Source organism: Virgibacillus sp. W0181, from assembly GCF_051846915.1.
GTDB lineage: Bacteria > Bacillota > Bacilli > Bacillales > Amphibacillaceae > JBPYCR01.
In genome coordinates, this window is record NZ_JBPYCR010000010.1 from 57,210 (window position 1) to 79,968 (window position 22,759).

The 22,759-nt window shown below is 35.9% G+C and carries 27 protein-coding genes; 12 read left to right on the forward strand and 15 right to left on the reverse strand.

Translation table 11 applies throughout. The features are described 5' to 3' along the window. Nucleotides 1-4: 4 nt before the first annotated feature. From spoIIIAG to ACLIBG_RS06435, 10 genes are all read right to left on the reverse strand, one after another. Nucleotides 5-643 carry a stage III sporulation protein AG gene (gene spoIIIAG / locus ACLIBG_RS06390; RefSeq protein WP_439311924.1) on the reverse strand — a complete coding sequence of 213 codons (639 nt, stop codon included), beginning with the start codon at nt 641-643 and terminating at the stop codon, nt 5-7. Continuing rightward, the gene (spoIIIAF, locus tag ACLIBG_RS06395) at nt 643-1,260 is read right to left on the reverse strand and encodes a stage III sporulation protein AF (RefSeq protein WP_439311925.1); all 618 of its coding nucleotides are present in this window, start codon (nt 1,258-1,260) and stop codon (nt 643-645) included. Before spoIIIAF ends, spoIIIAG begins: the two co-directional genes overlap by 1 nt. Nucleotides 1,261-1,272: 12 nt before the next feature. Further along, nucleotides 1,273-2,451 carry a stage III sporulation protein AE gene (spoIIIAE, locus tag ACLIBG_RS06400; RefSeq protein WP_439311926.1) on the reverse strand — a complete coding sequence of 393 codons (1,179 nt, stop codon included), beginning with the start codon at nt 2,449-2,451 and terminating at the stop codon, nt 1,273-1,275. Nucleotides 2,452-2,475: 24 nt separating this feature from the next. Further along, entirely contained in the window at nt 2,476-2,871 is a 396-nt protein-coding gene (gene spoIIIAD, locus ACLIBG_RS06405) for a stage III sporulation protein AD (protein ID WP_439311927.1), read from the reverse strand. A gap of 6 nt (nt 2,872-2,877) precedes the next feature. Next, nucleotides 2,878-3,084, reverse strand: coding sequence for a stage III sporulation protein AC (spoIIIAC, locus tag ACLIBG_RS06410; RefSeq protein ID WP_439311928.1), 207 nt, complete (start codon nt 3,082-3,084; stop codon nt 2,878-2,880). A gap of 621 nt (nt 3,085-3,705) precedes the next feature. Next, nucleotides 3,706-4,218, reverse strand: a complete 513-nt coding sequence (gene spoIIIAB, locus ACLIBG_RS06415) for a stage III sporulation protein SpoIIIAB (RefSeq protein WP_439311929.1) — start codon at nt 4,216-4,218, stop codon at nt 3,706-3,708. A 6-nt stretch (nt 4,219-4,224) separates the two neighbouring features. Then, on the reverse strand, nt 4,225-5,139 hold the full coding sequence (spoIIIAA, locus tag ACLIBG_RS06420; protein WP_439311930.1) for a stage III sporulation protein AA: 915 nt from the start codon (nt 5,137-5,139) through the stop codon (nt 4,225-4,227). Nucleotides 5,140-5,638: 499 nt separating this feature from the next. Next, nucleotides 5,639-6,196, reverse strand: a complete 558-nt coding sequence (gene efp, locus ACLIBG_RS06425) for an elongation factor P (RefSeq protein WP_439311931.1) — start codon at nt 6,194-6,196, stop codon at nt 5,639-5,641. Between the two features lie 28 nt (nt 6,197-6,224). Next, nucleotides 6,225-7,289: a M24 family metallopeptidase gene (locus ACLIBG_RS06430; RefSeq protein ID WP_439311932.1), complete on the reverse strand. Its 1,065-nt coding sequence runs from the start codon at nt 7,287-7,289 to the stop codon at nt 6,225-6,227. Between the two features lie 210 nt (nt 7,290-7,499). Then, nucleotides 7,500-7,985, reverse strand: coding sequence for a YqhR family membrane protein (locus ACLIBG_RS06435; protein WP_439311933.1), 486 nt, complete (start codon nt 7,983-7,985; stop codon nt 7,500-7,502). 487 nt (nt 7,986-8,472) lie between these two features. Here ACLIBG_RS06435 and ACLIBG_RS06440 point away from each other — a divergent pair, with 487 nt between their 5' ends. Further along, nucleotides 8,473-8,841 (forward strand): SA1362 family protein, encoded by a 369-nt coding sequence (locus ACLIBG_RS06440; protein WP_439311934.1) that lies wholly within the window; start codon nt 8,473-8,475, stop codon nt 8,839-8,841. Nucleotides 8,842-8,877: 36 nt separating this feature from the next. On the opposite strand, the gene ACLIBG_RS06445 is transcribed toward ACLIBG_RS06440, so the two are convergent. From ACLIBG_RS06445 to ACLIBG_RS06455, 3 genes are all read right to left on the reverse strand, one after another. Continuing rightward, nucleotides 8,878-9,768, reverse strand: a complete 891-nt coding sequence (locus ACLIBG_RS06445; RefSeq protein WP_439311935.1) for a patatin-like phospholipase family protein — start codon at nt 9,766-9,768, stop codon at nt 8,878-8,880. Between the two features lie 455 nt (nt 9,769-10,223). Next, nucleotides 10,224-10,652: a transcriptional regulator MntR gene (gene mntR / locus ACLIBG_RS06450; protein WP_439311936.1), complete on the reverse strand. Its 429-nt coding sequence runs from the start codon at nt 10,650-10,652 to the stop codon at nt 10,224-10,226. Nucleotides 10,653-10,920: 268 nt separating this feature from the next. Then, on the reverse strand, nt 10,921-13,479 hold the full coding sequence (locus tag ACLIBG_RS06455; protein ID WP_439311937.1) for a vitamin B12-dependent ribonucleotide reductase: 2,559 nt from the start codon (nt 13,477-13,479) through the stop codon (nt 10,921-10,923). A gap of 253 nt (nt 13,480-13,732) precedes the next feature. Between ACLIBG_RS06455 and ACLIBG_RS06460 the strand changes: the two genes are divergently transcribed. The 3 genes from ACLIBG_RS06460 (at nt 13,733) to ACLIBG_RS06470 (ending at nt 16,763) form a co-directional block, all read left to right on the forward strand. Continuing rightward, entirely contained in the window at nt 13,733-14,110 is a 378-nt protein-coding gene (locus ACLIBG_RS06460) for a rhodanese-like domain-containing protein (protein ID WP_439311938.1), read from the forward strand. A 216-nt stretch (nt 14,111-14,326) separates the two neighbouring features. Next, entirely contained in the window at nt 14,327-15,988 is a 1,662-nt protein-coding gene (locus tag ACLIBG_RS06465) for a DEAD/DEAH box helicase (RefSeq protein ID WP_439311939.1), read from the forward strand. Beyond that, nucleotides 15,975-16,763, forward strand: coding sequence for a YqhG family protein (locus ACLIBG_RS06470; protein WP_439311940.1), 789 nt, complete (start codon nt 15,975-15,977; stop codon nt 16,761-16,763). The genes ACLIBG_RS06465 and ACLIBG_RS06470 overlap by 14 nt, the downstream gene beginning before the upstream one ends. 8 nt (nt 16,764-16,771) lie before the next feature. Here the strand turns inward: ACLIBG_RS06470 and ACLIBG_RS06475 are convergent, their stop codons facing one another. Then, nucleotides 16,772-16,963: a YqzE family protein gene (locus ACLIBG_RS06475; RefSeq protein ID WP_439311941.1), complete on the reverse strand. Its 192-nt coding sequence runs from the start codon at nt 16,961-16,963 to the stop codon at nt 16,772-16,774. Between the two features lie 152 nt (nt 16,964-17,115). Between ACLIBG_RS06475 and comGA the strand changes: the two genes are divergently transcribed. The 8 genes from comGA (at nt 17,116) to ACLIBG_RS06515 (ending at nt 21,449) form a co-directional block, all read left to right on the forward strand. Beyond that, nucleotides 17,116-18,114, forward strand: coding sequence for a competence type IV pilus ATPase ComGA (gene comGA, locus ACLIBG_RS06480; protein ID WP_439311942.1), 999 nt, complete (start codon nt 17,116-17,118; stop codon nt 18,112-18,114). Beyond that, entirely contained in the window at nt 18,086-19,141 is a 1,056-nt protein-coding gene (gene comGB, locus ACLIBG_RS06485; protein ID WP_439311943.1) for a competence type IV pilus assembly protein ComGB, read from the forward strand. Before comGA ends, comGB begins: the two co-directional genes overlap by 29 nt. 14 nt (nt 19,142-19,155) lie before the next feature. Further along, nucleotides 19,156-19,467, forward strand: a complete 312-nt coding sequence (gene comGC, locus ACLIBG_RS06490; RefSeq protein WP_439311944.1) for a competence type IV pilus major pilin ComGC — start codon at nt 19,156-19,158, stop codon at nt 19,465-19,467. After that, entirely contained in the window at nt 19,460-19,888 is a 429-nt protein-coding gene (gene comGD / locus ACLIBG_RS06495) for a competence type IV pilus minor pilin ComGD (RefSeq protein WP_439311945.1), read from the forward strand. The genes comGC and comGD overlap by 8 nt, the downstream gene beginning before the upstream one ends. After that, on the forward strand, nt 19,878-20,222 hold the full coding sequence (locus tag ACLIBG_RS06500; RefSeq protein WP_439311946.1) for a prepilin-type N-terminal cleavage/methylation domain-containing protein: 345 nt from the start codon (nt 19,878-19,880) through the stop codon (nt 20,220-20,222). The genes comGD and ACLIBG_RS06500 overlap by 11 nt, the downstream gene beginning before the upstream one ends. Further along, a complete protein-coding gene (gene comGF / locus ACLIBG_RS06505; RefSeq protein WP_439311947.1) occupies nt 20,203-20,619 on the forward strand; it encodes a competence type IV pilus minor pilin ComGF in 417 nt (138 codons plus the stop codon). The genes ACLIBG_RS06500 and comGF overlap by 20 nt, the downstream gene beginning before the upstream one ends. Next, complete coding sequence (locus tag ACLIBG_RS06510; RefSeq protein ID WP_439311948.1) at nt 20,591-20,992, forward strand: hypothetical protein; 402 nt, start codon at nt 20,591-20,593, stop codon at nt 20,990-20,992. Before comGF ends, ACLIBG_RS06510 begins: the two co-directional genes overlap by 29 nt. 217 nt (nt 20,993-21,209) lie before the next feature. Continuing rightward, nucleotides 21,210-21,449, forward strand: coding sequence for a DUF2626 domain-containing protein (locus ACLIBG_RS06515; RefSeq protein WP_439311949.1), 240 nt, complete (start codon nt 21,210-21,212; stop codon nt 21,447-21,449). 525 nt (nt 21,450-21,974) lie between these two features. Here ACLIBG_RS06515 and ACLIBG_RS06520 read toward each other — a convergent pair. Further along, complete coding sequence (locus ACLIBG_RS06520) at nt 21,975-22,604, reverse strand: MBL fold metallo-hydrolase (RefSeq protein WP_439311950.1); 630 nt, start codon at nt 22,602-22,604, stop codon at nt 21,975-21,977. Between the last annotated feature and the right edge of the window lie 155 nt (nt 22,605-22,759).

Consider the following 22,759-nt stretch of genomic DNA (forward strand, 5'->3'; position numbering starts at 1 on the left):
TCCCTTAATTCTTTGGCATTACGGATACACGATGAGTAGGGACATCGAGGACTCTTGCAGTGGATTCTACAATCCATTTTTTCGTAGTTGCATGGTCTGCCCCTTTTGCGACAATAAAAACACCTCTTACATCGGGTTTTTTAGTGTGAATAAGTATTGGCACTTCTTGATCTCCTTGGCGAATCAAAACGACCTGAGATTCCTCTGTACTGTCCTCCACCTTGCGGATACCACCATTCTGATCAGATTCATTTGTCTTTTGCTGTCCTAAAATTAAATTTTTTTCATATACTTTTACATTTGTTGAATCAAGATTTACCATTACTTCCACACCGGATACACCTTCGATTTTTTCAAGCATCTCTTTTAATTCATTTTCAAAGCTTGTTTCCAAATTATCCACTTCGTTCATTACAGAAGTTTCAACTGCTTCAGTGTTCCTGTTTTTGTCACTTTCTTTTATTTGAATTTCCTCTTGATCGTTCTCCGGATCCTTAGATAATGTAGCAAATGTGTTGGATATAATAATGAGCAGGATTCCGATTAAAGCAATAATAATTAAATAATTTGTTTTTTTGGAAGTTCCATTTTCTTTATGGACGGGAATAACTTTTTGTAATAATTTTTTTAGTTTGTCCTTCACTATGTCCCTCCCTCCCATTGAATGGTAATTGTTTCTTTTTCAAGTTCCCAAATATCTTCCAGCTTGTCTTTAATCTCTTCTGAATTCTGTATTGGATCATCTGTCTGCTTTTTGTCTGTATTGATCACTACTTCTTCAACAGCACTCACAGCTCCTTTCTCATCTTCTGCTTCTGTTAGATATACAACCAGTTGATCCAACTCCTCATATACCGGCTTGGACTCATTTTGAAATGAAAACTGTATACCTGAAATGTTGAGATGGTAATTTTCTGCTAGAGGAGTATTTGCCATACCTATCAAGTGATTTTCCATTTGTTCTAAAATATATGCATCTTGGGAGGCTTGTATTTCTTTTTTTTGAAATTCCATTGAACTTTCTATCGACGCGCTTTTTTGATTTTCGTCAAAAACACTTGATATCGCCGGCTGTAAAGATGTTTCAATATCTATTTGAAAAAGTATAAATAACGGTTTTAAAAAAATAAGTAATAATATCAATCCCATCACAAGCTTTACATATTTTTTCATTGCCGTTTTAGGAATTAGTAAATCAATGATTGCTGCCAGTAGTAAAAATATAAGAATTTCGGTTATCCATTCTATGAGCATGTTCATGTATTTATCACCCTATCTAAGCAACAATGTGACATTGCTGGCAGCAACGATGAACACAATGGCTAAAAAAAACATAAGTGTAACTGCCAGTAAGCAAGCTAAAATATAGACAATGTACTTACTAATTGTGTTTAAACTGCTAATAATAGGTCCGTCTCCGACCGGCTGCAATAAAGCAGCTGCTAATTTGTAAATAATGGCGATTGCTACTATTTTGATGACTGGGAATAACGCCAGAAAGACAATAATCGTGACGCCTACGATCCCTACAGCATTTTTCAACAATAAAGAGGCACTAAATACCGTATCAGCAGCATCTGTAAAGGTTCGTCCGACAACCGGAATGAAGTTTCCCGTTATAAACTTTGTGGTCTTCATGGCAACTCCATCTTGTATTGCACTTGCCGTTCCCTGGACAGACATCACCCCAACAAATACGGTTAAAAATAAGCCTAACGTACCTAGGCTGACCGATTTTAATAGATTGGCTAGATGCGTAACTTTATAATTTTCATTTAAACTGCTTACAATTATTAGCAGTGCAGATAAATACAATAAAGGCATAATGAATGTTGAAATAAGTACACCACTTAGATGGATAAGTGACATAACGATTGGATGAAAAAATGCAACGCTCATTACATTCCCAAACGTGGCCATCAATCCTAAGACGAGTGGAAGCAATGCAATCATAAAACTACTCATCGTATCGATGGCATCTTTCGTATAGGAAAAGACGGTATGAAAGCTATTCAGTGCAATAAACAATAAAACGATGTAAACGATAAAGTAAGCAATTTTGCTTATTGTGCTTTGTTCAAAGGCTGTATGCATCGTTTGCAAAATAGTTGAAAATAAAGTGAGCATAATAAGCGTTCCTAAAAGTTTTCCATTAACAATAATTTCATGAAATAAAAATTTTATAAAACCGGAAAAGACAGCTTTTAATGAAAATGCTTCACTATTACTAATCATGTCTCTTACAGACGTTTTACTTATTTCGGGCATATAGCCGCCGTAATTATCAATAATGTCATTCCATTCAGATTGTAATGGCGCCAGCGAAATTTCATCCAGAATCTCGTCTTCGGCTTCATCTACATTCGCTTCTGCATAAATAGAATCCTCGGTGATTAAGAGCAACACAGCAGTGAATAAAAGAAAAATAGTAATGCCTTTAATATGTTTCATTCACCCGGTATGCTCCTTTCTTTACTAAAATGTATTAGGCATAAAATTTAAGATCGCCTCAATCACTGCTGTAATAATTGGAATAGCGAGCAAAAGAATGAATATTTTTCCGGCCAGTTCAATCTTGGCGGCTACTGCGCCCAATCCGGCATCTTTTGTAATATTCGCCCCAAGCTCTGCAATATATGCAATACCAATAATTTTTAAAATAGTTTCTAAATACATACCTTCAATGGACGCTTTTTGTCCCATTATATGAATGAGCTGAATGACCAATCCAACTTGATTTATAATTGCCAGGAAAATAATAATTCCTGTAATAACAATAATGAAAAATGCAAATGTAGCATTTACATCTTTTAAAATAATGTATAATATACTTGCAATCAGACCCAAAAGGACAATTTGAACGATATCCATTTGACATTACCCTTGAAACAAAAACACAGATTTTATTTGTTGAAACAGCCCTGAAAGACTATTTATAACAATGACGAGTACAATTATGAAGCCGACCAATGTTGCGAATTGGGCAATTTCTTCTTTTCCCATCTGTTTTAAAATTGTGTGTATAAGTGCTACAATCACACCAATTCCGGCTATTTGGAATAAAATAGATGCGTCAGCGAACATGGATGTGCTCCTTTCTTGAAAGATAAGAATGTATATAATTTTGTGCATAGCTGTCTAGCTTCGACGTGCAAATTTTTTCGGTGAGGCGAGCATTTACGCGCAGTCCCAGACGGCGCCACAAATCTTTTCGGTGAGACGAGCATTCACGCTCAGTCCCAGGACGCGGCATTCTAAGCCTGCCAGCCCAGAAACTATGCGACTTCCTGCAGCGCCTTGCAATAAGTCATCATCGATTCCATAGGTAAAGGAGGGCCAACTAAATGCGGCCTCCCGCGCCAACGTTGGCTTACCCCCTTTTGCAGGGGCGTGATTCCTTTATCTCAAGATGTTTTTGGAATGTTCGATTAAAAGCGCCACTTTGCGTGGCTACATCGAACCACCAGCTTTGAGCTGGCGCAGTCGTTACGTTTCTAGGAAGGGCGCTTGCGCTTTTCTTTAAAAGGTAAGAAAGTATAAATTTTTGCGCATAGCTGTCTAGCTTAATCGCCCAGAAACTAGGCGACTTCCCGCAGCGCCTTCCGATAAGTTATCATCGATTCGCCATGCTCATCGTGATTCCTTTATCTCAGTTGCTTCGGTCCAGTCGCTGCGTTTCTAAGTGGGGCGCTTGCGCTTTTCTTATTAAATAAACAGTAATATAATAAACAAGCCACATAAAAAACCAATACTTTTGGCCATTTTTCCGTATCTTTGCTGGTTGTCTCTTGCCTCTTCCAGCTCTCTATCAAGATGTTTAATGGCAAGCTGAATATGTTTCTGCTGCTGGTAAAAGTCATGCTGTCCCAATGTTTGTCCAAATTGCTTCATTACTTCTCTTTCGTTTGCTCCAATTGCTGATATGTTCATGTACTTTTCAATTTGCTCATTCCACAAATAACCGAGGTCGATTCTATTTCCCGTCATTTTATTACTTAATTGCTTAAATAAATAGTTAGTTGGATACGGTATCTGGTTAGATATTGTTTGAAAAGCGTCTTGTAAAGGTAACTGACTATATAATATTTCAGCTTCTAAAATTTGCAGGGCATTTTTTAATTGACGAATATGTTTTGGCCGTTTATGGAAATGGTTACTCCACTCAAACCCAATCCAAGTAGTCGTTGCGATAAATAATAAAGCACCTATCCACTTCATGATCTATCACCCCCAAATAAGCTGTCTCGAGCCATTATAAATAGATTTTACATGACCTGGGGTTTGCCGCTTAGATAATAAAACATAACGGTCAAAAACATCATTCCGAAGCAAATCGTGTAATGAAGGGCGCTTATTTAACTCGTCCATCGACTGACCGTGAATGGTACAACAAATTTGAACACCAGCATGGATGGCCTCCATTAACGCTTGTACATCTTGTGTACTGCCTATTTCGTCTATGATAAGAACATCAGGGGACATAGAGCGAATCATCATCATCATCCCTTCTGCTTTTGGACAAGCATCCATTATATCTGTTCTCAAGCCGAGATTATGCTGTGGGACACCTTTGATCGAAGCGGCAATTTCAGATCGTTCATCAATAACTCCTACCTTTTTAGGTGGGGTATGCTTCCAACCAGTCCCAATTACTCGTGCAACATCCCGTATCAAAGTTGTCTTTCCTGTTTGCGGTGCGCCTATAAATAACGTGTTGAAATAGTTATTATTTGATCTGTTATATAAATGTGGCAAAATACCAGAAGAAATTCCTGTTAATTGCTTAGCAATACGAATATTGAAGAATGTAATATATTGTAGGGCTTTTACATGACCTTGTGCTGTATTAACTTTGCCAGCGATGCCGACTCGATGACCACCTTCAATGGTAATGTATCCTTCTCTCAACTCATCTTCCATTCGGTATAAGGAAAATTGACTCATCTGATTTAATAGAAAAATACCATCTTTTTTATTTGGCTTTACTGTTTCTATCCATTCTGTATTTTCATCAAAGGCAATTTCTAGCGGTTGATAGAGGCGAATGCGTATTTCTTGTAACTTGTCCCAGCGATTTTCAACTTTAGAAATGACAGCCTGTTTAATGTCATCCGTAAATAAACGCAATATTTCTTCCATTTTAAGTACCACCTTAGATAACAGCTATATCATAAATGTATGTGGAGAGAAGAAAAATATGACAAATGAATGATGCAGGAAGATGGTCATTTAAAGGTAAAGACAGGGGAGATATATAGGGTATTCAGAAAATTGTAGGAAAAACAAAGTTCCTACATTACCTCTCATGGAATATACTCGCTTTCGCCGACAGGGCACAAGCGCGACATCCGTTTATACATTTGCATTCACGGTGTCTTCTTTGCCGTGGAGAGTGGTGAGCCTTGGACTAGCACGATGTTAGTCATGGAGGTGTTGCGACAAATGCTTCCGGTGAGGCGAGCATATACGCGCAGTTCCACGATGTTGTGTCATTAACCATTTTGAGTGCACGGCTCGTGCGCTAGAAAGGGTTATGGGATTTAAAAAAGCTTAATCGCATTTACTAAAGCGATATCTTTTTCTGCCCAACAAAAAACAGCCGCATTGCGACTGCTTCTAAGCTATCTATTATATTCCATTATGCTCTTGATACATATTTTCCTTCCGAAGTGCTAATTACCAGTACATCTCCTTGATTAATAAAAAGAGGGACTTGTACTTGATAACCTGTTTCTAATGTGGCTTGTTTAGAACCGCCGCTTACGGTATCCCCTTTAAGACCGGGTTCTGTTTCGGAAACTTCTAATTTTACGTTTTTAGGTAATGACACCCCAAGGATTTCTCCTTCATAAGTGATAATATCTACTTCCATATTTTCCTTAATAAAATTTAACTCATGTTCAATCTGACTTTGTTGTAACTCTATTTGATCATATGTATTTACATCCATAAAAGCGTGAGAATTACCAGATCCATATAAATATTGCATTTTTTTATTTTCAATATGCGCTTTATTTACTTTTTCACCTGCGCGGAATGTTTTTTCCTGGATATTGCCATTTCGTAAATTGCGCAATTTGGAACGAACAAATGCAGCGCCCTTCCCTGGTTTTACATGTTGAAATTCCAGCACTTGCCAAATATTATTATCGAACTCAATAGTTAATCCTGTTTTAAAATCATTTACAGAAATCATGACGTATTCCTCCTTGATTAAACTTATTCTATAGCTTAATTAAATGTTTAGGGGCGTGAGTTAATCGCTCATTTCCAGTATCTGTTATTACAATGTCATCTTCAATTCTACAACCACCAGTATCCGGTACATATATACCGGGCTCAACCGTTACGACCATCCCCGGTAAAAGCTTTCTGTCAGCACGTGGAGTAAGCCCCGGTCCCTCATGCACTTCCATGCCCAGTCCGTGTCCGGTAGAGTGACCAAAGAATTCTCCGTATCCTTTTTTAGTTATGTAATCTCTCGTAATTGCGTCCGCCTCTTTACCTGTCATACCAGGCTTTATTAGCTCAACCCCAAGTGACTGTGCTTCTAGGACAGTTTCATAAATCTCTTTTAATTCGTTGCTAATTGATCCAACAGCTACCGTTCTCGTAATGTCTGAACAGTAATTGTTATAAAACGCACCAAAATCCATCGTGACAAGTTCGCCTGTCTGAACCGTCTTTTCTGAAGCTACTCCGTGAGGAAGTGCTGAGCGAAAACCTGAAGCAACAATAATATCAAAACTAGAGGAAGCTGCTCCTTTTTTCCGCATAAAAAATTCAAGTTCATTGGCAATTTCCACTTCACGAACACCCGGGCGGATATAATCCAGAATATGTTCGAAAGCTGCATCGGCAATGGTGGCAGCATGTTTCATAATAGCAATTTCCTGATCTGTTTTGATCAACCTGATTTCTTCAATAATACTACTGACCGGCACTAGATCTGCCGAAAACAATTTGGAATATCGCTCGAAAGTTGCATAAGTTACGTTGTTTTTTTCAAACCCTAATCGTTTCACGTTTAAATTATTCAATTGTTTATTAATCTCTTCAGCAAGAAGCTTCTTATGTTCAATGATTTTAAAATGCTTTGCTTGCACTTTTGCTTGCTCTGTATAACGAAAATCCGTTATAAAAAGTGCTTCATTCTTTGTGATTAACGCCACTCCTGCCGTCCCCGTAAAGCCGGTTATATATTTTCGATTAACCGGATCTGTCACCAACAACCCGTCAATTTGATGATTTTCCAGTGTGCTTTGGAGGTTTTTTAATTTATTGGTCATATTCTCATCCCTTTCCGACCTTCCCAAAGAAGTGGGTTTCATTAAAAAATTACATCATCAGTATTAGGATTAAAAAACGATCGTTTGAAAAAATAAATACCATAATGTAGAAAAATCTTACAACAATGGTCAGATGTGAATAGTTTAACATAAATAGGCCATTTTGAATAATTACTACCACTTATTTATTTTACATACGAATGGCGTTATTCAATCTTCTATTATTGAATCGAAGTAGTCGTATGATATGGAATAGCCAATAAATGTTCCGTATAAAATAAACAAACAAATTGTAGAGGTAATTGTTTCCTTGCTCATCTCTTTTAAAGCGGGTATATTCGTGAAGACAGGTTGTAAAAGGTAAAAAATTACTCCCCATAAAATTATTCCATATAAAACTCCAACCCATATTTTATTTTGTTTTTTTAATAAGCTATAATAGACAATTGCAGATAATATCGAAACTATTCCTGTTAATAGAACGGAAGCAATATCCCCTATCCATTTATCTGTCCACGCTTCTGAAATCCAAGGCCGCACTAAAAACGATGCTGGAGATACTTCTGAGAAATTGAAGTAATAAAGAAACACTCCTATACTCCCCCAAAAAAGACCGGCAAAAATTCCAGTAATTATGGATCTTTTCAATAATATCCCATTTATTTTCGGTTTTTTTTGTGATGTTTTAGATGACAAAACAAGCACCTCCATTTTATTTATATTCGGTATTAATTGTATCCATCTAGCCTTAAAATAGTAGTAATACTCAAAAACACTAGTTTTAGCTTTTCCAATTACATAAAAATAAATCATAGTACAAAATGTATTTACTCTGGTTAACTAGTTATCTGAACAATTATCTTGTAAAATAAAGATAATTGCCTTTTTTGATAAAGAAAACGATAATAGGTGCATACTTCTTCAATAAACAGGGAACAATTTAATGTATATATGATAAATTACCAAATTCGTATTGATGCAGTTTAAGACCTGGTTCATTCTGATGATAGTGATGTATAATATGAAGTGTAGTAACTCTGTAACATCTACTTTATCAAGTACAATACATTTTATGATTTTCATTGTTGCGCTTTAACTTTTGAGCTTTATTGTATAAAAAGATCCACATTCACAATCTTTTATAAACTGTACAAATCAGATTATTGGAGAAAGGAGGATATAGATGGGTAGAAATAAATTCACTTTCTTAGTCTATGTCATCTTGGGTCTAGCGGGCATCGGGTTGATAACGCAATTGTTTGGCAATACGAAAAACTTTTTAGCAAATGTGTTTGTCATGATTGGAATGGGGTTAGCAGTATTTGCGGTGATTTATTTTATCTTCCTAAGAAAGAGACCAGGTTCAAACTCGGAAATGAAAAAGTATAGAAAGGCAGTCAAACAATCAAAAACAAAATATAAAATGCATCAGGATAAAAACTATAAAAAGAAAAGTCCGATACAAGCAAAACAAAAAAGAAGAATGAGTAAACGACCCTCACATTTACGTGTGATCGATGGTAAAAAAGAAAAAGACCGGGCAACCTACTAAGCTGCTCGGTCTTTTAATATTCCTGAATATAAACTGTTATTTGGGCCATCTGCGCAAAAATTCATCTGCTCTTTTATTGCCGATTTCAATCAAATCAGCTTTTGATTTTTCATCGATAGAAAAATTTGTTGAACGAATATGGTTTACAGGTATAAAAATAATATTGTTTTTCTTCGATGTTGAAATATATCTTGAATCATGCGCTTGCTTCATTGTATCGAATAACGCATATAACATATCTAAAGCGTTTTTTATTTTATTTGGCTCTATTTGATCCATTGATTCACTTAACTTAACTCCGAGTATCGGCCGATCAATTCGTTTTTCTTTTCCTTCAAAAACCCATAGCGGAAAATTACTTAAGAGTCCACCATCCACAATAAGACTTTTTTCTTTACTCGCCTGCGATAATGCTGTCGGCATGAAGAAGTATGGAAAACCTGCACTCATCCGAACCGCTTTGGCTATAGGGAAATACCAAGGATCGATTCCATATACACGTTCCAGATCGTCGGGTATAACGATCAACTTACCTAATGTTAGGTCGCTGACAACTACTTTCAAATAGCCACGCGGCAAGTCTTTGAAGGTATATACATTTTTTGCAGCTAAATGATCATACATCCATTTTTCAAGTTGATCTCCTTTATACAACCCCATTTTAAAATATAGAACAAGCCATTTACTCCACGGAATGATTTTACTTAAAGTGGGTTCATCCAAAAACATTTTCTTATCCAATTTATCAATTGTTTTAATTATTGAATCCTTTTGATAACCAGCCGCTAGTAATGCAGCTATCATAGCTCCTGCTGATGTCCCAGCTGTACGTTTTATGGATAATTTTTTCTTCTCTATAGCTTCGAGAACGCCTATAAAAGCATATGCCTTAACTCCTCCACCAGAAAAAACAAGATCAATTTCCATTGATGTCTTCCCCTCATAATTTTTTAAATATGTATAATAATGATTAGTTATAAGTAAGTCAACAATTAAGAAAATAGAACTTTTTTCGATGAAAGTGCGGTTCAAATAGGTGGGAGAAAAATGACCAGCCGGCTAAGGTCGTTACTTCCTATGATAATGCCGATACTAGCATAACTGGTGCATCGAGGAGTAAGCGAAGCATTGCATAGCGTAGCGGACTTCTGCCGAGTGTGATGACTTCTGTATATCGCCATAAAGCTAGTCGGTAAGTCGTACAGACATTTGCGGCCACCAGAACGTAGAAAACGTTAAAAGAAATTCCTAAAGTACATGAGCAGGGGTAAGTCTTGTTACGACAAAGATCGATCCGTCAATTTGATCGGAATTTTTTTATCACTTCTAAAATATTAAAAATCGATTCATACAAACAATTCGCTGTTTGCATGAATCGATCGTTATACTTTTGCCTCATTATCTCTGTCGTGCAATTGTTCCAGCTTGCTAATCCGGGTTGTGTCCTCGTTAAAGTAATTAACCAAATCACTAATACGATCAATTGAATTCCAGCTTAAGTGGTGTTCAATACCTTCGACATCATCATAAATATTTTCTTCATCCACCCCAATTATTTCAAGAAATTGTTCCAGTAAATCATGTCGGAATACTAACCGTTTTCCAATTTTATTTCCCTTATCCGTTAATACAAAACCTCTATATTTTTCATAATCAAGGAAATTATCTTTATCTAATTTCTGAACCATTTTCGTTACGGACGATGGGTGGACATCTAAAGCTTCAGCTATATCCGATACTCGCGCATATCCTTTATTATTAATTAAGTTATAAATTATTTCAATATAATCTTCCATACTCGGAGTTGGCACAATAACCCTCCTTTGCATCATTTTTTACGAAGTGCAACTTTGTTTACACTTATAATGGTATCGCATTTTAACAAAAGAAACAACCTTTCTTCTTATGCCTTTTAAACATTCCAACTTTGTTGCACACAATAGTTACCAAAACTTAATTGATACAAAATGACTCTCTAATCCTTTATCTTGTTAGTATCATGCCTTTCTTTCAAGAAAAAGAAGTTTCCGCAAATGTTAACGGAAACTTCTTCTCGATCGATATTCAAATTAATTTAAATTATAATCCACACTTCAATTGTGCCCCGCAACTTGTACATGTATTACATCCGCCAACATCTGCAACATGTCCTTCTCGACAAACCGGACAGCGATCACCAATTTCCGACCCGATCGTAATGTTCGTTTTTTCAAGTTCCTGTATTGTATCCATAATAACAACACGTGGCTTTTCTTCCGTAACGTAATTTTCTTTTTCTTGTTCAAACTCGCCTTCCTCAGATTCAAGTGTCAATACTTGCGAATCTCTACTGCCATCCACATATACGGTTCCGCCTTTTGCTCCGCCATGGTAAAGTCGGCGGTAGACACTTTCCACCTGGTTCACCGTATAACCTCTAGGTGCATTTACTGTTTTCGAAATCGAGCTGTCCACCCAGCGCTGAATAACACATTGTGTATCTGCATGGGCTTCAGGGGACAAACTCATAGCAGTTACAAACCAATGCGGCAAATTATTTTCATCTTTTTCCGGATTATCGCGTAAATATTCCTGAACGATATCTGCTTTCACTTCGATAAATTTGCCAAGTCTCCCACTGCGATAGTAAGAAAAGGAAAAGTATGGTTCAAGTCCAGTACTTACACCTACCATTGTACCTGTGGATCCAGTCGGCGCCACTGTCAATAGGTGTGAATTCCGTATGCCATATTTGATAATTCCTTCTCTGATATCTTGCGGCATTTGTTTCATGTAGCCGGTGTGAATGAATGCCTCTCTTAATTCGCTTGTTTCTTCATCCGTTTTCCCTACTAAAAATGGAAAACTTCCTTTTTCTTTCGCCAATTCAATTGAAGTGCGATAAGCAGTTGTAGCAATTGTTTCAAAGATTTGATTAACGAGCTGGTTACCTGCTTCTGAACCATATTCGGTTTCACAGTATATTAGTAAATCATGTAAGCCCATAACACCTAAACCTACTCGTCTTTCGCCTAATGCTTGCTTTTTATTTTCCTTTAAGAAATATGGAGTTGCATCGATGACATTGTCCTGTATTCTAACCCCGGTTTCAACCGTTCGTTTCAACTTCTCAATATTAATGGTTTTGGATTGTTTATTCGCCATTTGAGCTAAATTAACTGCTGCTAGGTTACAAACGGAATAAGGAGCTAGCGGTTGTTCGCCGCAAGGGTTAGTCGCCACCACTTGTTGTCCGTAACTTTTAGCATTTGTCATATCATTTGCATTATCTATAAAGAAGATACCTGGTTCTGCCGCGTATGTTGCACAAATATTAATTAAATCCCAAAGCTCTTTCGCTTTAATACGCCGGTAGACGCGAACGCCATACCCCATTTTTTCCCATTTACGCACATCACCAATTTCATGCCATTTTTCATTATAGTCTTTCATTTCTTTTTCAGAATAATTTTCCACATCAGGAAAACGCAATTCATACATAGCATCATTTTCAACAGCGTGCATAAACTCTTTAGTTAAACATACTGATATATTCGCTCCTGACAAAAAGTCCGGATGATGAACTGTATAAGTTCCGCCGGTTGTTATTTTTTCTTCTGCTTCTTTGATCGCTTCTTCGGTGAATCCACCAATTCCAGGCATGCTTTTATAATTTAATATACCTTGATAAAGATCTTGCTCTGTATTGGTTAATGGAGTGAATTTTAGTTTTTCGTTTGCTAATCGTTTTATTTGGTCATCTTTCGTGTTTTCAATCAGATAGCGCAAAATTCTTGGATTTTGCATCTTAGAAATAATAAATTCGATTATATCCGGGTGAGAGTCAACGAGCATAATCATTTGTGCACCTCTTCTTGACCCGCCTTGTTCTACAAGATGTGTTAATTTCGCTATATCATCCAGCCAAGAAACGGAGCCGGATGATTTTCCATTTACACCTCGTGCCAATGTATTCCGTGGACGTAGTGTCGATCCATTCGTTCCTACTCCCCCACCGCGTGACATAATTTCCATCACTTGTTTTCGGTGATCCGAAATACCTTCTCGTGAATCTTTAATGTAAGGCATAACATAACAATTAAAATACGTAACATCTGTGTTTGCGCCTGCCCCATATAAAACTCTACCAGCAGGAATAAAATTTAAATCGGATAATTCTTTATAAAATTTATCAAACCATTCCTTCTGTTTTTCGCTTGTGTTTTCTACAGCGACTAATCCTGTAGCGTTTCTTTTGGCAATCTGTTCATAAAAAATTTCCAACGGTTTGTCTATTACGGCTAGATTACGTTTCACGATACCCGTTTCCGCTTCAACGCCTTCCAGGATACCGGTAAATTCTGAGGAAACAATAATCGTGGCCATATTATTATCCCAGTCAATATCCTTTATAAAACCGAAACCTCTCGCAGGAAAATTCGGATCAGATTTAACGGTTAATACAACAAAATCACCTTTTTTGACTGTTTTTTTCTCTGTATCTTTAAATGCATAACGATCAAGCATCACTAATCGGGATACTCCTGTATGTGTTATTTTCATATCATTATCAATTGGATGTACTTGTGGAAATAGTTGAATATCTTTATTTAGAGAAGATACGTTTATTTCCATTTGCTCTTGAACTGTATTCGACATCATCAATCGCTCCTTTTAATCAACATTTCATTTTAAACGATTTTTGTTGGATTTTATGTTAATATAAATATATCATCCATTCTATACTAAATCAATATATAGTATTTTTATAAAAATACTACATCTATATATTGACATTTTGCTTTATTTATGTAATTAGATAAGAATTGCTTGTTTCTTGATAGATTAATGGATGATATAATTTACGTATGTACATTTATATGCTGCTTAGATAGAAAAAGGAGGTCTTACCATGCTTTATGTAACAATTGCACTAATAATTGCTATTATTGCTTTTACGGCTTTTCGTTACTTTAAACAACGTACATTTTTACATGTGCTAACAGAAGAACAATTCATAGAAGGATATAGAAAAGCACAGTTAATTGATGTAAGAGAACCACAAGAATTTGATAATGGTCATATTCTTGGGGCAAGAAACATTCCATTGACGCAAATGAAACAACGTCTAGTAGAAATTCGTCCCGATAAACCCGTATATTTATATTGTCAAAATAGTGGACGTTCCGCTAGAGCAGCTCACTTATTGAATAAAAAAGGCTATCAAAACATTAATCAATTACAGGGCGGATTTAAAAAGTGGACTGGAAAAGTAAAAAAGAAGAAGTAAAAAAAGTCGTCTTTATTAAAAGGCGCTTTTTTTTATATAATTTTATAAACTACAGCATTATGCGAAAAACCTTCAATTAATCAAATAACCCTTCGCTGCCATCGGTCACATAATGAAAATTACTTCTCTTGGTTATACTAATATTGAAACTGATGACGAATCAATCACATCAAAAAATTTTAATTTACAGTACAACACAAACAAAAGAGGTATTCCATGGAACTAATTAACGTTAAAAAAGACCACACCTTCATTAAAGAATTGGAATTAAATCTTAAAAACGAAGGGCCTTTTTCATCGTGGCAACTATTTCAACTTGCATACGAAGCAGAGGCCAATTCGATTTCTCCTGATTTTAATGGACTCCGTGCACTTAAACATTTACCACATGTCCAATTTTTGGACCACCAAATTAAGTCTGCCGAAACCGTCATAGAGGATATGAATGGTCGTGCTATTTTAGCTGATGAGGTAGGGTTAGGAAAAACAATTGAAGCGGGACTAATTATTAAGGAATATATGATCAGAGGGTTAGTTAAAAATATTCTGTTGCTTGTACCCGCTTCACTAGTTAACCAATGGGTACGAGAATTAAATGAAAAATTTTACATACCTGCTGTAGCTTATCGTAAAAATTATGCCTGGAATCAACATAATGTATTTGTAACATCTATGGATACGGCGAAACGCTCCCCTCATAAAGAGGATATTCAGAAGTTGGATTACGATTTACTTCTCATTGATGAAGCACATAAATTAAAAAACCACAAAACAAAAAATTATCAATTTGTCCAATCGATTAATAAAAAATATTGTTTACTTTTAACCGCTACACCGGTCCAAAATCAGCTTATAGAAATATTTAATTTAATCTCTATATTAAAACCCGGACATTTAGGAAGTTATTCCTCCTTTCAAGAAAAGTTCGGTAAAAATCGGAGCCAAATAAAAAAGGATGCATTTTTAAAAAAATTAGTTCAAAAAGTGATGGTTAGAAACACGAGAGAAAATACTACATTAAATAATGTGAAACGGGATATTCAGACCATTTGGATTGACTTTTCTCCGGAAGAATTGGAAGTATATACGGATATAGAGAGTAATGCTGAATTATTTACTGCCTTTTCAAGAATAATGTACTTGCGTGAATTATGCTCATCGAGAGAAGCTTGCTATTTATCATTGACAAAGCTGGCCAACGAAGGAAATGAAGCTACGGTTAGACCAATTATTAACAAAATAGAGCAGCTTCCACATCATCAAAAAGCAAAGAAGCTAATTGAGCTTTTGAAGCAAATTGGGGATGAAAAGGTAATTATTTTCACCGAATATCGAGCCTCACAATATTACTTACAATGGTATTTACAGCAACATGGGATAACAGCTGTGCCTTTTAGGGGCGGTTTTAAACGAGGTAAAAAAGATTGGATGCAACAGCTTTTTAAAAACCACGTACAAGTCATGATTGCAACAGAAGCTGGTGGAGAAGGGATTAACTTGCAATTTTGTAACCATTTAATCAATTATGATCTCCCGTGGAATCCGATGCGTCTGGAACAGCGAATTGGTCGTATTCATCGTTTCGGTCAATCCAATGAAGTTGTTCACATTTATAATTTGTCCATCAATGGAACTATTGAGGCGCATATTATGAAATTGCTCTATGAAAAAATAGAACTGTTTGAAAAAGTGATCGGTCAGCTTGATCAAATATTAGACGAACTTCATATTCATGACTTGGAATCGGAAATTGAAACTATTTTTTCGGAATCAGCTTCTCAGGGAGAAATGAAAATTAAAATGGATAACTTAACATCGATCATCGAACAAACAAACAATGACATGAACAATAGGGAGAGTGAATATGGAACTTACTGATCTGCATCGTTTATTAGAAGATTATTTCACAGCTCACCGTTGTGAAATTTTAAAAAATCAACACGGAGTATTAACTGTACAATTAACGGAAGAAATGGATAAAACACTGATGAACCGCCCCTTTTATTGGCATTTTGTTAAAAGCAGCGGAAATCAGGGGGAGCCAATGAAATTAACATTAATTACGAATCCCGTTAAACGCGATGAATACGGTGAATGGATCCATTTCGGAAGTCCACGGCTACAACAAATTTTTAACCATTTAAAACAAAAGGAAAAATATATCCACCTATTTCAACAAATTGAAACTGTGGACAACACCGCTTTATTCCCGTGGTTATTAATTAATATAAAAATAAGCTATGAAGGAAAACAGATGAAGAACGAATTATTCTCAATTGGATTAAATTTGATAAACGGGGAAATGAAAACGGATATGATGCACAGCTTACAGCAGCTTTCTTTAATTAAAACGATTCCGGATTATTGTTATACCCTATCTCCACTTATTACGGTTTCAAGCGGATTTATTAGAATAGAAAAAGTAATTGACCAATATATCGAAAAACAGCCCCACACGTGGGCTGAAGAGGCTATACAAACGATGGAAGAAGAAATCAAAATGATTAATCGCTTTTTTACGGACGAAGAAGATGAAGCATTTCGTGAAAAAGAAACAAAAGATTTGAAGAAAAGATATGCGCCCCGTATTGTATACGAAGTCGTAAATGGCGGACTTATTTATTTAGCAGAAGATTTCAATAAAAACATTTAGGCGTAAAGCTATTTATTCTTCTTCCATAATGTTTTCAAAGCGAGGGGAAAAACGCCGAACCAATGGTTAGACAGTTTATTTTGCTGTTTTTGTTGGGTTTCTGCTCTTTTCAATTTCCTTTGTTTCTTTTCATCAGCAGGCATATCTACGTAAGAAACAAATTGTTCAGTAACATATCGAACTAAATCGTTGATAGACATAATTATCCACCCTTTCCCTATTTATTATTGCATCCGCTGCTCATTTTATACATCAGAAATCATTTGTAAAAAACTTTCAAAAAAAAGAAGGAGTTAATAGAAAAGTGTCGAATAATGTATTTGTTGCATCATTGTAAGGAGGTGAAATTCATATGAACCCTGCTGCAACATTATCGAACGAACTTCTTCATGCCGCCTTTCAAAAAGAGGCCTCCGATATTCACTTCTATCCTTATCAAAACAAAACGGAAATTTACTTCCGCATCCAAGGCAAGAGAATATTTCACCAAGCGCTACCATCCAACCACTACCAAATATTACTCACATATTTTAAATTCACGTCAGGAATGGATATCGGAGAAACTAGAAGGCCACAAAACGGCACAATTACACAACAAATTCATTCGAACACATTTTCACTTCGGTTGTCCACTTTGCCGATAAAACAAATGGAAAGCTTGACAGTCCGCATCCTACCCCAAAAAGAATCCTACACACTGCAAAATCTTTTTCTATTTCCAAATCAATTGAAAAAAGTAAAAAACTGGATAACAAATCAAGCCGGAATCATTTTGTTTACCGGACGAACAGGCTCTGGGAAAACGACAACATTATATGCGCTGCTTCAACAAATGTTGCAAGAAAATTCGTATCAAACCATTACACTTGAGGATCCTGTCGAGAAAAAAATTGATAATCTGCTTCAAGTTCAAGTAAATGAAAAAGCGGGAATAACGTATCAGACAGGGCTTAAAGCGGCACTAAGACACGATCCGGACATCATTATGGTTGGAGAAATACGTGACCATTACACCGCTCAATTTGCCTTCGAAGCTGCTTTAACCGGACACCTTGTCTTTAGCACCTTGCATGCAAAAGATGCGGTTGGAACTATTTATCGGCTGGTTGATTTAGGGATTAATAAAGTCGATTTAAAACAATCACTTATTGCGATTGCAGCTTTGGATTTAATCCCTATCTATCTTCATGGAAATCAATATCGTCGTGCAGCAATTATGGAGCAATTGGAAGGCGAGCTGTTAGAGAACATTATAAATGGCGATTGCCATCAAATGGAACGTTCACAAACATTTGATCACTTAAGAAAGAAGGCCTATGCATATGGTTACACTGCGAAAGATATTTTTTAAATGGCGTAATCGACGTAAATTGGATAACAATGTGCAACTGCAAATTTTAAGACGTTTAGCCCGGCTGCTAAAAAATGGTTACACACTCATTGAAGCACTTGAGACGATGACATGGGAAAATCAGTTAGTTGCTCCAATAAAAATTATAATTCGTTCTTTGAAAGAAGGGTCCACGATCGATGAAGCATTTGAAACAGCAAAATTTCATCCAGTGATCATTTCCCATTTATATTTTGTCCGTTTGAACGGTGATCTACAAAAAAGTATAGATAATTGTATCGAAATATTTGCAACACGAATGCAGCAGATGAAAAAGTTCAGGCAAATTATGCATTATCCTCTCTTTCTTCTTATAATCTTCTGTATTCTACTCCTATTTATTAAAAATTCTATTCTTCCTTCTTTTATTGATCTCGTTCAATCAAGCAGTGATGCCTCTCGATCCGTTATTTTATCGATTCAATTAATTAATTTATTAGGAACAACGATGATTATCCTCACCATCCTGACAGTCATCACCTCCGTTATTTGGTACTTTGCAAAAAACAAATTATTAATAGAAAATCAAATTAAAATATATAACATGATCCCCATATACCGCACAATGATTCGCCTTCAGACTTCCTATCATTTTGCCACCCATATGAGCATACTTTTTCGGACCGGATTAACAATTAAAGAAGTATTGAACCAAATGAAATTACAAAAAAAACTGCCCATTGTTGCTCATTACTCGTTTTTAATAAAAAACTATCTGTCGAAAGGTTTTCATGTTTCCGATTTTCTTACTCAACTTTCCATGCTTGACCATCAACTTGCGACAATACTCCAAAATAATTCAAATATAGAAACGCTTCAAAGAGATTTGGACACTTACTCTGAACTGCTGCTTGAACAACTAAAAGAAAAAATGATAAAAATAATAACGCTCATTCAGCCACTGTTTTTCATTGTTATTGCGGTATTCATTGTTTTTATTTACGCCATTTTAATGTGGCCGATGTTTCAGCTAATAAATACCATATAAAGGAGACGAAATTTATGTATAAAAACAACCGTGGTTTTACTTTAATCGAAATGTTGATTGTACTTATGGTAATAACCGTTTTAATCGTGCTAATTATCCCTAATTTAAGCGGAAGGACTGAAGAAGTTCATAACAAAGGATGTAGTGCGCTGGCCGCGACAGTACAAGCACAAGTCGACGCATATTATCTAGATGAAGGAAGTTATCCTACAAATTTAGATACATTGGTTGGGAAGTATATATCCGATGAACAAAAAACATGTCAAAACGAAAAAGCGTTAAATTATGAAAAGAGCTCTGGTAAAGTTAGTATTCCCGATGAGTAAATTAAATGGCTTCACCTTGATTGAGTTACTATTTGTTTTAGTAATCTTATCTATCATTGTTACCATTACTGTCCCACCTATTTTTTCAACGCTGAAAAAGCAGGAAGCAGAACAACTTATGACCGTTTTCCGCTCCGATGTGCAGTTTATGCAAAATAAATCAATTGGGTCCAAAGACGACATTCGAATGATTTTTAAAAGTGATCATTATGTTGTAACCGACTATATGACAAATAATGTACTTGTAAAAAGAAGCTTACCTGATCATATCAGCATTGATCCACGAACGTTAGATTATGTATCGTTTAATGATAAAGGCTCCATTCGTTATCCAGGAGTAGTTTATATTGAAACAGCGCATATTGATTACCGCTTAGTTTTCCCTTTAGGTAAAGGAAGGTTTTATATTGATGAAAAGTAGTAAAGGTTTTACATTAACTGAAACACTAGTGGCAACTTCGATCATCTTTATCATGATCGGAACTATCCTACCAATCGCTACACTTCTTCATTCAGAACAGGATATATTAGCAGACAGGCGTTCAATAGCCTCACATCTGCATGATGAACTTCAATCAGTGATTCACGACAAGCACTCTCCCCTTCCGGATATGTATACAGAGAAAATAAATAATAAAAACATCCGATTTCAATTTAAGCAAAATGAAGAAAATTTTATTAAAGGATGTGCTACATGGCAAAATGGTAAACAAATCGAGGAAGAAATATGTCTTTATGGGTATGATGACAACTGAGCGTGGTTTTACGCTCGTTCATTACCTTTTGCTTCTAACAATGATCGCTGTTTCATTGCCGCTAATGAGTTATTTAATAAAATCGGTCCACTATCCGATCCCTAAAGAAGAAATGGCCATGCAGACTTTTGTTAATTTTGTTCGGGACGACATCATTCGAGCATCAACTTATCATATACAAGACGATGAGCTTACTCTTGAACTGCATAATGGTAAAGAAGCAACAATATCGCAATATAAAAATACCATTCGACGACGTGTGGACCTAGAGGGGCATGAAATTTATTTAATGAATGTGGAAAATTTGTCATTCTCTCCTGTTCCCAAAGGTTTTCGTATACGAGTGACTTCCATTCAAGGAGAAACATATGAAAAATCAATCACCTTTTACAAATAGAGAGTCCGGATTTTATTTACCTTATGTGCTCTTCATTATTACGATAATTTTTATTGTTATCACAGCGAGCATACAAGTTTATAGCAATGATATACAAATGACCCGTAAACATCTGGAGCAATTAAAAATAGAAACATTATTTCAAATAAGCAGGACCAAATTAAAAGAAGATATCAAAAACAATAGCCCATCCATACGTAATAAAGACCATGTCATTTATGTGCTTCCTGAAGGTACGGTTACAATAAATTTCATGCCACTAGAAGTAAATACATTTCAACTCCATTTCACGATACTGACGGATGAAAACACAACGTACACCCTGACAAACAAACTTAAAATTAACGATGAAAACAAGTTAAATTCCACTTAGTTGGTAGTAAGTTAAACATACCGCAAAAATGCTACTATGATACAGATAAAAAATGTATTAATTCTAAGACTTTGAATCAAAATAAGAGTAAATTAGTAATAAAATATAAGAAAACAGGTGAGAATAAAGAATGTTTGAATAAGATACATTTACATTATGCGTATCCTGGTCTATAATAATAATGTAAAAAGGTTTCCGAAAAGGAGGGGAAAAAAGCATGGATCGAATGTTTCGTGTGCTTGCCTTTTGGACAGGAATATTTACAATTATGTTTTATGTAGGAGATATGCAAAAAACAGCTTTAATATTCTTAGTACAAACGGCTTTTTTCCTAACACTCAGCTATTTAAAACTATCAGAACGAATGTATATGTATTTGTTCGGAGCTTACCTGACTGTGTTCATTGTCGGGTTCACTTGGTACTCGGAATTCATTCTTGTACCAGGGTTTGGTTAAAAAATAAAAAACTGCTGTCTACATCGATTGTAAACAGCGGTTTTTTGTTTTTTTTGAAGGATAAGAATGTATATAATTTTGTGCATAGCTGTCTAGCTTAAGCGCCCAAAAACTAGGCGACTTCCTGCAGCGCTTTGCGATAAGTCATCATCGATTCGCGGTGCTCATCGTGATTCCTTTATCTCTGTTGCTTCAGTCCAGTCGCTACGTTTCTAGGCAGGGCGCTAGCGCTTTTCTTTAAATCATTTTTCCTGTACGTGCATGCTCAAAAAGTATCGAATTAGCAGCAAGAAGGTAGAGGCGGCGTAGTTTTGAACCGCGGGGCATGTACAGGGCGTACTGACTTCTACGTTGCACACACGATGTGGGCGGTTTAATTAGAAGTTCTTAGGTATAAATGCTAAAGTAATGTTACCTTGAATCCGCATCGCATGCAGGAAATGTGTCTTTTTTTTCCAACGAGCGGAGAAAACAAGCCAACGAAGAGAATCGTCGCTAATAATATGATGACTTTTTGAACAACCTTTATAAACGGATATATGGATTGTTGCGCTTCTCTTCACCAATAGTCGTTCGATTCCCATGTCCGGGATATACGATAAACGTATCGGGTAACGTAAACAAATGGTTTTTAATGCTTTCCATTAATTGACTAAAACTGCCTTCTGGTAAATCTGTGCGCCCTACACCATGATTAAATAATGCATCCCCACTAATAATAAATCCTTCTTTCTGAAAGGTAAATCCGACACTTCCCGGTGAATGCCCTGGTATATGGACAACATCAAATTCGAATGAGCCGACTTCCCATGTACCTGCTTTTAATAAGTGGTTCGGTGCCTGTGTTTTGATTGCGCCCAACTCCCCACCATAAATCTCAGACCGATTTAGTTTAGGGTTTTCCAACCAGTCTTTTTCCTGCACGTGAAGGTAAACATCAATGTTGTAGAAATTTCGTAACTTATCCACGCCTCCGATATGATCGAAATGAGCATGTGTTAATAATATAGCTGTCGGCTTGACATTGTTGTTATCCAGAAATTGAATAATTGTATCTGGACTTCCACCAGGATCGACAATTAAAGCGTCTGATTCTTTATATACAATATAGCAATTCGTTCCTAGTGGTCCTAAAGAAAATGATTTAATATTCATAAAGCCCTCCATTAAATTAGCCTTTATAGATTGTTCATATTTTACTGCTTATATTTCTCGACATTTGGGGAAAAATACTATAAAATAAAGAATAAATGCATTAGATACATAATAATATAAATGATACTGTAATATCAAATAAGGAGGATATAATA